9 protein-coding genes are annotated in these 10,909 nt (G+C 35.5%); 7 read left to right on the top strand and 2 right to left on the bottom strand.

Going from position 1 to position 10,909, the window contains the following annotated elements:
- A partial coding sequence (inhA2, locus tag KI369_RS21285; protein ID WP_212957293.1) for a M6 family metalloprotease immune inhibitor InhA2 occupies positions 1 to 1,842 on the top strand: 1,842 nt, incomplete at its 5' end.
- A gap of 285 nt (positions 1,843 to 2,127) precedes the next feature.
- Here inhA2 and KI369_RS21280 read toward each other — a convergent pair.
- Positions 2,128 to 3,306, bottom strand: coding sequence for an MFS transporter (locus tag KI369_RS21280; protein WP_144615826.1), 1,179 nt, complete (start codon positions 3,304 to 3,306; stop codon positions 2,128 to 2,130).
- Positions 3,307 to 3,532: 226 nt separating this feature from the next.
- Between KI369_RS21280 and bdhA the strand changes: the two genes are divergently transcribed.
- The 6 genes from bdhA to KI369_RS21250 all read left to right on the top strand — a co-directional run bounded on the left by bdhA (position 3,533) and on the right by KI369_RS21250 (position 9,820).
- Positions 3,533 to 4,585, top strand: a complete 1,053-nt coding sequence (gene bdhA / locus KI369_RS21275; RefSeq protein WP_000645834.1) for a (R,R)-butanediol dehydrogenase — start codon at positions 3,533 to 3,535, stop codon at positions 4,583 to 4,585.
- 118 nt (positions 4,586 to 4,703) lie between these two features.
- Positions 4,704 to 5,048: a potassium channel family protein gene (locus KI369_RS21270; protein WP_000948234.1), complete on the top strand. Its 345-nt coding sequence runs from the start codon at positions 4,704 to 4,706 to the stop codon at positions 5,046 to 5,048.
- Positions 5,049 to 5,312: 264 nt separating this feature from the next.
- Positions 5,313 to 6,164 (top strand): phospholipase C, encoded by an 852-nt coding sequence (cerA, locus tag KI369_RS21265; protein WP_212957292.1) that lies wholly within the window; start codon positions 5,313 to 5,315, stop codon positions 6,162 to 6,164.
- A gap of 58 nt (positions 6,165 to 6,222) precedes the next feature.
- The gene (gene sph / locus KI369_RS21260; protein WP_259652771.1) at positions 6,223 to 7,239 is read left to right on the top strand and encodes a sphingomyelinase C; all 1,017 of its coding nucleotides are present in this window, start codon (positions 6,223 to 6,225) and stop codon (positions 7,237 to 7,239) included.
- A 107-nt stretch (positions 7,240 to 7,346) separates the two neighbouring features.
- Positions 7,347 to 8,519 (top strand): amino acid deaminase/aldolase, encoded by a 1,173-nt coding sequence (locus KI369_RS21255; protein ID WP_212957290.1) that lies wholly within the window; start codon positions 7,347 to 7,349, stop codon positions 8,517 to 8,519.
- Positions 8,507 to 9,820, top strand: coding sequence for a D-arabinono-1,4-lactone oxidase (locus KI369_RS21250; RefSeq protein ID WP_212957289.1), 1,314 nt, complete (start codon positions 8,507 to 8,509; stop codon positions 9,818 to 9,820). The genes KI369_RS21255 and KI369_RS21250 overlap by 13 nt, the downstream gene beginning before the upstream one ends.
- A 7-nt stretch (positions 9,821 to 9,827) precedes the next feature.
- On the opposite strand, the gene KI369_RS21245 is transcribed toward KI369_RS21250, so the two are convergent.
- Positions 9,828 to 10,909, bottom strand: a 1,082-nt coding sequence (locus KI369_RS21245; protein ID WP_212957288.1) for a VanZ family protein, incomplete at its 5' end; no start/stop codon positions are given.

Raw genomic sequence — 10,909 nt, 5'->3', positions numbered from 1 at the left:
TATATGTATTCGGAAGACTTTAGTAGAGAGCATTATCAAAAGATGTTATTTGGTAATGAACCATACACATTATTTGATGGTTCGAAAGTAAAAACGTTTAAACAATATTACGAAGAGCAGTCTGGCGGTAGTTATACGACAGACGGATATGTAACGGAGTGGCTAACTGTTCCAGGAAAAGCATCTGACTACGGTGCGGATGGTAACAGTGGTCATGATAACAAAGGTCCGAAAGGTGCACGTGATTTAGTGAAAGAAGCTTTACATGCAGCTGCTGAGAAAGGGTTAGATTTATCTCAATTTGATCAATTCGATAGATATGATACAAATGGTGATGGAAATCAAAATGAGCCTGACGGTGTAATTGATCATTTAATGGTAATCCATGCTGGCGTTGGTCAAGAAGCCGGTGGCGGCAAATTAGGTGATGATGCAATCTGGTCACACCGTTCAAAATTAGCGGTAGATCCAGTGGCGATTGAAGGTACACAATCAAATGTAGATTACTTTGGTGGAAAGGTAGCAGCGCATGATTACACAATTGAACCAGAGGATGGAGCAGTAGGTGTATTTGCGCATGAATTTGGACATGACCTTGGCTTACCCGATGAATATGACACGAAATATACTGGAACCGGTTCACCTGTTGAAGCTTGGTCATTAATGAGCGGAGGTAGTTGGACAGGGAAAATTGCAGGAACAGAGCCAACTAGTTTCTCACCACAAAATAAAGACTTCTTGCAAAAGAATATGGGTGGAAACTGGGCAAAAATTTTAGAAGTAGATTACGATAAAATTAAGCGTGGTGTAGGTGTTCCTACATATATTGATCAAAGTGTTACGAAATCAAATCGTCCAGGTGTTGTACGTGTTAACCTACCAGGTAAAAGTGTTGAAACGATTAAACCAGAGTTTGGAAAGCGTGCATATTATAGTACAAGAGGAGATGATATGCATACAACATTAGAAACACCGTTCTTTGATTTAACAAAAGGAACAAATGCAAAGTTCGATTATAAAGCGAATTATGAGTTAGAAGCAGAGTGTGATTTTGTTGAAGTACATGCAGTAACAGAAGATGGAACGAAAACATTGATTGATAGATTAGGAGAAAAGATAGTACAAGATGATAAAGATACAACAGATGGAAAATGGATTGATAAATCATACGATTTAAGCCAATTTAAAGGGAAAAAAGTGAAACTGCAATTCGATTATATTACAGATCCAGCTGTAACATATAAAGGTTTCGCGATGGATAATGTAAATGCAACAGTTGATGGACAAGTAGTATTTTCTGATGATGCAGAAGGACAGTCTAAAATGCAGTTAAATGGATTCGTTGTTTCTGATGGGACAGAGAAAAAAGCTCATTATTATTACTTAGAGTGGAGAAACTATGCAGGATCAGATAATGGATTAAAAGCAGGAAAAGGTCCAGTGTATAATACAGGTCTTGTCGTTTGGTATGCAGATGATAGCTTTAAAGATAACTGGGTTGGGGTGCATCCAGGTGAAGGCTTCCTTGGGGTTGTAGACTCTCATCCAGAAGCATTTGTTGGGAATTTAAATGGGAAACCAACTTACGGTAACACCGGTATGCAAATTGCAGACGCTGCATTTTCATTTGATCAAACACCAGCATGGAGTGCAAATTCATTAACACGTGGACAGTTTAACTATTCTGGATTACAAGGTGTTACAACTTTTGACGATTCAAAAGTATATAGTAACAAACAAATTGCAGACGCAGGAAGAAAAGTTCCAAACCTTGGACTTAAATTCCAAGTTGTTGGACAGGCAGAGGATAAATCAGCGGGCGCAGTTTGGATTAAACGTTAATAAACGAAAAGCACATTCTTTGTAGGAAGAGTGTGCTTTTTAAATTTGTACAGTAAGTTATTATTTTAGTTTATGTAATACAAGTTTCTGTTCATATGTAGTGTATCAAATTATGTGGGGAAAGGAAATATTTCCGAGGAAATTGTCGAAGTATCGTCGTTATTTATACACTTTTTTTGTAAAAGAAGAAATGCAGTATTGTCTTTATACATAAGTTTATTTACAGTATTACTTGGTTATATGCAAAAGTAATATATATTAGGCGAAAAAAAGACAATGATGGAGTTATCCCATCATTGTCTTTTTTACTTTGCTTTTTGCTTTACTTTTTACTTTGCTTCTTACATAAATCATTCCAGCGAATGTTAATAAGAATGCAGTTCCAATAACGAAGCTGACGCTAGGGGATGCCCCGATTGCACCAACTGTAAAGGATCCAGCAACAACTCCTAATGAGAAGAAAGCATAAAACAATCCGAATGCTTTTCCGCGCTTATCATCTGTCGTATTTTCAACAAGTAATGCATTTATTGATGGGAAAAGGATAGCGAATCCAATGCCATAAATCATCATAACGATAAAGAGCATACCTTTTGTTGCGAATAATCCAAGTAAAGATAACGCGAATGCCATTACTGCAATACCAATTAACATTAGTTTTGAACGATTAAATCGATCATAAATACGATTTGTTGGCAGTAAGAAGAAGAGGATAGCGGTAATGCCGAATACACTTAACATCATGCCCGTTGTAGATGCTTTAAGTGCTAATGCCTCAACTTTCACTGGTAGCATATACGTGACAATTCCTTGTGAAAACATTAGCGTGAACGCGCCAATATATGCTTGTAATAACGGTTCTGATTTCAATAGTTCAATCATATCTTCTTTGTTCATCATTTGTGTTCTTGAAGTATCTTTTCTTGATACGTTATTTGGTAAGAAGAATAGAGATACGATTGTGCCAAGGACCATTAAAATAGAAATGGTAATGAACACCCACTCTATACCAGCAGTTGCTTTCATAATACCACTGAAAGCAGGCCCTACAATTGCCGCTGTTCCAACAGCAGCGCCAGATAGAGCCATTGCCTTACCTTGTCTTGCTGCATTTGTTTGTTTTGATAAAAACGTAAAGGCAGCAGGAATTAAAAATCCATCACTAAAGCCGTGCATAAAGCGCACAACTAATAGTTGTTCACCACTTTGAACAACGGTGTATAACAAGACTATGAAACTCGTAAGTCCCATGCTTATATAAAGTATTTTTTTTGCACCAAATTTATCGACGGCAGCGCCAGCAATAATATTACCGATCATATTAGCGAATGAGTACATACCGACAACTAGCCCAATAATAAGAGGAGATCCTCCAAGACTTTGAGCGAACGTACTCATAATAGGTAATTGTGAAAATGTATCTAGAAACGCTACGATAACAATAAAGTAAATAAAATATTTCAAGCGATATTCACCTCTCCTATGCTATTATGGCATAATGCTAATTTCAACCGCAATGAAATTAGCATTAACAGATGTGGAAAAAAGTACAAAGTGACAAAATATTGAACGTTATTTGTTAAAATTTAGTGGGAATGAGATTGTTTTTTTGAAATATATGGATAGAAGTATTATAATAGATTTGTAAACTTCACCAGGTTAAGTATATACATAGAGAGGGATGTATAAAATGAAAGCATTACTTTGGCATAATCAACGTGATGTACGAGTAGAAGAAGTACCAGAACCAACTGTAAGACCAGGAGCAGTTAAGATTAAAGTGAAATGGTGTGGTATCTGCGGAACAGACTTGCATGAATATTTAGCAGGGCCTATTTTTATTCCAACAGAAGAGCACCCATTAACACACGTAAAAGCGCCGGTTATTTTAGGTCATGAGTTTAGTGGTGAGGTAGTTGAAATCGGTGAAGGCGTTACTTCTCATAAGGTGGGAGATCGCGTCGTTGTAGAACCAATTTATTCTTGTGGTAAATGTGAAGCTTGTAAACATGGACATTATAATGTTTGTGAACAACTTGTTTTCCACGGTCTTGGCGGAGAAGGTGGCGGTTTCTCTGAATATACAGTAGTACCAGAAGATATGGTTCACCATATTCCAGATGAAATGACGTATGAACAAGGTGCTCTTGTAGAACCAGCAGCAGTAGCGGTTCATGCAGTACGTCAAAGTAAATTAAAAGAAGGGGAAGCAGTAGCAGTCTTTGGTTGTGGTCCAATTGGACTTCTTGTTATCCAAGCAGCTAAAGCAGCAGGCGCAACTCCTGTTATTGCAGTTGAACTTTCTAAAGAACGTCAAGAGTTAGCAAAATTAGCAGGTGCGGATTACGTATTAAATCCAGCCACTCAAGATGTACTAGCAGAAATTCGTAACTTAACAAATGGTTTAGGTGTAAATGTGAGCTTTGAAGTAACAGGTGTTGAAGTAGTACTTCGTCAAGCGATTGAAAGCACAAGCTTTGAAGGACAAACTGTAATTGTTAGTGTATGGGAAAAAGATGCGACAATTACTCCAAACAACCTTGTATTAAAAGAAAAAGAAGTTATCGGTATTCTTGGATACCGTCATATCTTCCCAGCTGTTATTAAATTAATTAGCTCTGGCCAAATTCAAGCAGAGAAATTAATTACGAAAAAAATCACAGTAGATCAAGTTGTTGAAGAAGGATTTGAAGCACTTGTAAAAGATAAAACACAAGTGAAAATTCTTGTTTCACCTAAATAATATAGAATAGTAAAAAGTAGCTCTTTTCTAGAAATAGAAGAGGGCTACTTTTTTTCTATACAGAAAGGTGATAGACTTTCCTGTAACTAAAGGTATTTTGTTTGGAAGGGGAAGTCTAATGCTTTCATTTATGTTGACATTGAAACGGATGCTAAAAGCTTGCTTACGAGCGTGGAAAGATAAAGAATTTCAAGTATTATTCGTATTAACATTTTTAACATTAACATCCGGTACGATTTTTTATAGTACAGTTGAAGGATTACGTCCTCTTGACGCTTTATATTTTAGTGTGGTCACGTTGACGACTGTCGGTGATGCGAATTTTAGTCCGCAAACTGATTTTGGAAAGATATTTACAATCTTATACATATTTATTGGGATTGGATTAGTATTTGGATTTATACATAAGTTGGCAGTTAATGTACAACTGCCGAGTATATTATCGAATAGAAAAAAAGAGTAAAGCATGTGGATGCTTTACTCTTTTTTTACATTAGTTTAGACAATCATTTGTAGTAGCTTAACAATACTTTATTACAATATAAGTGCATTCATTCATTATATTCACTATGTATAAAGTTATAATGATATGAACATTTGCATATTTTAATTTATTAATAGAAATTTCATGAAAGGTGGGATATTCTAGTCATAGGTTAACCGGACGACATCATAGGATCCTAACAAAAAATTTACAATAATTCGATTATAAAATGGAGGATTTCAGATGAAAAAGAAAGTACTTGCTTTAGCAGCAGCTATTACATTAGTAGCTCCTTTACAAAGCGTTGCATTTGCTCATGAAAACGATGGGGGAAGTAAAATAAAAATAGTTCACCGCTGGTCTGCTGAAGATAAACATAAAGAAGGCGTAAATTCTCATTTATGGATTGTAAACCGTGCGATTGATATTATGTCTCGCAATACAACACTTGTAAAACAAGATCGAGTTGCACAATTAAATGAATGGCGTACGGAGTTAGAGAACGGTATTTATGCTGCTGACTATGAAAATCCTTATTATGATAATAGCACATTTGCTTCACATTTCTATGATCCAGACAATGGAAAAACATATATTCCATTTGCAAAGCAGGCAAAAGAAACTGGAGCTAAATATTTTAAATTAGCTGGTGAATCATACAAAAATAAAGATATGAAACAAGCATTCTTCTATTTAGGATTATCTCTTCATTATTTGGGAGATGTAAACCAACCGATGCATGCTGCAAACTTTACAAATCTTTCGTATCCACAAGGATTCCATTCTAAATATGAAAACTTTGTAGATACGATAAAAGATAATTATAAAGTAACGGATGGAAATGGATATTGGAATTGGAAAGGTACAAATCCAGAAGATTGGATCCATGGAGCGGCAGTAGCAGCGAAACAAGATTACTCTGGAATTGTAAATGATAATACGAAAGATTGGTTTGTAAAAGCAGCTGTGTCACAAGAATATGCAGATAAATGGCGTGCTGAAGTTACACCGATGACAGGTAAGCGATTAATGGATGCACAACGTGTTACTGCTGGATACATTCAGCTTTGGTTTGATACGTACGGAGATCGTTAAGGATTTAAAAAAGGTCAAATCTCACAATAGAGTATTTGGCCTTTTTATCACTATACACATGGAGGTATGGAACGTGAAAGGTAAATTGCTAAAAGGTGTACTTAGCTTTGGGATTGGTTTAGGAGTTTTATACGGAGGATCTTCAGCTCAAGCAGATACGTCTACAAATCAAAACAACACTTTGAAAGTGATGACGCATAACGTGTACATGCTATCAACTAACTTATATCCGAACTGGGGACAAAGTGAGCGTGCTGATTTAATTGGGGCGGCAGATTATATTAAGAATCAAGACGTTGTTATATTAAATGAAGTGTTTGATAATAGTGCTTCAGATCGTCTTTTAGGAAATTTGAAGAAAGAATACCCAAATCAAACAGCTGTATTAGGTCGTAGTAATGGAAATGAATGGGATAAAACGTTAGGTAGCTATTCATCTTCAACTCCTGAAGATGGGGGCGTTGCAATCGTGAGCAAATGGCCGATTGTTGAAAAGGTTCAATATGTATTTGCAAAGGGATGCGGACCAGATAATTTATCGAATAAAGGATTTGTATACACGAAAATTAAGAAAAATGATCGTTTCGTTCATGTAATTGGGACGCATTTGCAGGCTGAAGATAGTATGTGCGGAAAAACTTCACCTGCATCTGTACGTACAAACCAGTTAAAAGAAATTCAAGATTTTATTAAAAATAAAAATATATCAAATGACGAGTATGTCCTATTTGGTGGTGATATGAACGTGAATAAAATAAACGCTGAGAACAACAGTGACTCAGAGTACGCATCCATGTTTAAAACATTACATGCGTCAATTCCATCTTATACGGGACATACAGCAACTTGGGATGCGACGACAAACAGTATTGCGAAATATAATTTCCCTGATAGCCCCGCCGAGTATTTAGATTATATTATTGCAAGTAAGGACCATGCGAATCCGTCATTTATAGAGAATAAAGTATTACAACCGAAATCTCCACAGTGGACTGTGACATCATGGCTCAAAAAATATACGTATGATGATTATTCTGATCATTATCCAGTAGAGGCAACTATTTCTATGAAGTAGTCTTAAAAAGTTTCTTCTTAATAGGAAGAAACTTTTTTATTTTGTAGAGGAAATTTCAACTTTCTTTCCAATATGTATAAGACATATTGAAAAGAGGAGAGAAAAATGTGGATCGAGGAATTTTTAAAGAAGTTCCATTACCTTGTGCATTTTTGGATGAAGTGGCTTTAGATAAAAATATTCAATCGATTATGGAATTAAGTGGAGATAAGAAGATTCGTATAGCGAGTAAATCGTTACGTTCTGTTCCGGTTATGCAAAGGATTTTAGCTGCAAGTGATCGATTTCAAGGTATTATGTGTTTTTCACCTAGGGAAGCTTTGTTTTTAATTGAACAAGGATTCAATGATTTATTGCTCGGATATCCTGCTTATGATGAAAGAGCGTTACATGAAATAAGTTTACTAACAAAGCAAGGGCTCATTATAACTTGTATGGTGGATTGTGAAGATCATATTGTTTATTTAGAAAAAATTGCCGAGAAGTCTAAAGGATGTTTTCGCGTTTGCTTAGATATTGATATGAGTAGTCGTTTTTTTAAGTTCCATTTTGGGGTCAAAAGATCACCGGTAAAAGATGTGCAAGGTGCTTTGAAAATAGTAAAAAGGTTGAAAGAATCATCATTTTTAATACTAGATGGTGTAATGGGATATGAAGCCCAAATTGCTGGGGTAGGAGATCACATACCGAATCAACGAGTGAAAAGTAAAGTGATTTCATATTTAAAGAAGAAATCAGTGTTAGAAGTTAAAGAAAGAAGAGGACATATCGTAAAAGAAATACAAAATCTAGGTATTGAACTAAGGTTTGTAAATGGAGGAGGCACAGGAAGTATAAAAACAACTGAACAAGATCATTCAGTTTCAGAGATTACAATAGGTTCTGCTTTTTATGCCCCGAAGCTGTTTGATTATTATAAAGAGGTGCAATTTCATCCAGCTGTCGGATTTGCTTTACCAGTTGTGCGTAAACCAGCCCCGTTTATTTACACTTGTCTAGGTGGTGGATATATTGCTTCAGGCGCAATTGGGAAAGATAAAGAACCTGAGATATGGAGGCCAAATGGTGCCAAACTGTTAGCTTTAGAAGGCGCTGGTGAAGTGCAAACACCGATTTTTTATAACGGTGAGGATCGAGTAGAGATAGGAGATTCTATCTTGTTTCGCCATAGTAAAGCTGGAGAATTATGTGAGCGGTTTCCATTTTTATATCGTGTGAAAGAAGGAGAGATTGTTGGGGAGTATTCAACATATCGGGGGGATGGTCAATGCTTTCTATAAAGGGACAAAAATGGAGAAATTGGACAGGGAATGTAGAAGGGACACCGCATTATACGATGTATCCAGAAAGTATACAAGATGTAGTAGAAGTTGTAGAGCTTGCTCGAAAAAAAGGGAAGAAAATTCGTGTTGTCGGTTCAGGACACTCGTTTACACCTCTTGTGCAAACGGAAGAAATTTTAGTTTCTTTAGATGAATTGAAGGGAATTGTGAATATTGATACGGAGAAGATGATTGCCGAAGTATGGGCAGGAACAAAGTTACATGATTTAGGGAGGTTACTTGAAGAAAAAGGTTATGCACAAGAAAATTTAGGGGATATTGATTCACAATCTATTGCAGGAGCGATTAGTACAGGGACTCATGGGACGGGTATTACCTTTGGAAGTTTATCAACACAAGTTATAGAGATTACCGCAGTTTTATCTACAGGTGAGAGTATAGTTTGTTCGGAATCTGAGAATGTGGAATATTGGAGAGCCTTTCAGTTGTCACTTGGGATGCTAGGTATCATTGTAAAGATAAAATTGAAAATTATTAGGGCGTATTCACTTGTGTATGAAAGTGAAAAACAGTCATTATCTACTGTAATGAACAAATTAGAAGAATATAAGAAGAATCGCCACTTTGAATTTTTTGTTTTTCCTTATTCAGATGAAGTGCAAGTGAAATTTACGAACGAAACAACGGGTAAACAAAGTGACTTGAAATGGCATAAACTAAAGGTAGAGTTGCTTGAAAATAAGATGTTTTCTTTGTTATCTAAAGGATGTAAATGGTTTCCTTCTATAAGTAAAGGAGTAAGTCGATTATCAGCTAAAGCTGTACCGAATACAAAAATAATTGGTCCGAGTTATGAAGTATTTGCTACATCGCGTGCGGTTCCATTTTATGAAATGGAGTATAGTATTCCTTCAAAGTATATGCGGGCCGTTGTAGAAGAAATTTCAAACCTTATTGAAAAGAAAAAGTATAAAGTGCACTTTCCTATTGAATGCCGTTATGTGAAAAGTGATAATATATGGCTCAGTCCAGCGTACGGAAGGGATTCAGCGTACATTGCTCTTCATATGTATAAAGGTATGAAGTATGCGGCTTATTTTGGTGAGGTGGAGAAAATTTTTCTAAAGTATGAAGGACGCCCGCATTGGGGGAAAATGCATACGTTAACGTACGAAAAATTACAAAATATATATCCAGAATTGCATTCGTTTCTAAAGGTGAGGAAATTATTAGATGAAGCAGAAATGTTTTCAAACCCTTACACAGAAAAATTATTTACGATTATGAAAAAAAGCTGACAAAGTATTACTTGTCAGCTTTTTTTAGTATGATCGCATTTCTTGTTTGACTAATGCGCTCATAAAATAGCAACTTATCATGACTAAATACATGTAATAAAACATGAATAATAAATAGACCGTTAATTACGAGTTGGAATAATAGTATAACTATTAATACTAAAGGCTCTTTAAGATTTAAGATAGAGCTACTCGAAAGAATATAATTGATTCCGCCTAAAATGAAATAGAATATACCGTAACGGATGAATAGTTCCTTCATCGTAATACGATCTGATTTTCCTTTCACATAAATACGAAGCAATGCTTTACCAATTGTTTTTCCATTCGTAAAGTATGGAATGATAATAAAGTAAATAAAGATCGAACACGTTATGAAAATGAGTTCGTACATGTTCGTGTAAGCTTGAATATTAGAAACAAAGAAAGAATTTCCTTTGTTTTTAATGACAGGTACAACGATGGATAAGAAAAGCCAATCAATTTGCATCGCGATAAAGCGACGAACGAATCCGACTGGTTTCGTTTCCAAATCAACATGACTATCTAATTCGTTTGCTTTCGGAAGGAAGTACATAAATATTGGTGCAATGATAAAACCAATTACGCCGCCTAATGTATTTAAAAACAGATCGTCTATATCAAATAAGCGGTAGGCACAATTGTATATACCGTATAGTCCAGTCACTTGTGTTAGCTCGAAAAAGAGTGAAAGACAAAAAGAAATACAAATTGTTTGTAGGAAACTACGTCGGAAATAATAACGTAAGTAAATACCGAATGGAACGGTTAATAGAACGTTAAAAGCGACTTGTAAAAACGCAGATTCCTTTAATAAATAGAAGTAGGTAGCTGGCTTCGTTAAAATTGCCGATGTATGATTACTAATTTCTTGTATGAAATAAAATGGTGATAGTTGCATGTGCTGCGTATTAGCCGGTTGTAGGCTACAAGTATCATATGTTTGTGGCAACGGCAAAATCACAAGAAAATAGGCATTTAATAAATAAAGTAATAATGAGTATAAAATAAATGAACGCCATTTATTTAAATAACCATACTTTCGATAATTAAATATTAAAAAAGGGA

It is taken from the genome of Bacillus sanguinis (genome assembly GCF_018332475.1).
Taxonomy (GTDB): domain Bacteria; phylum Bacillota; class Bacilli; order Bacillales; family Bacillaceae_G; genus Bacillus_A; species Bacillus_A sanguinis.
This window is presented reverse-complemented; position numbering and strand designations above follow the sequence as displayed.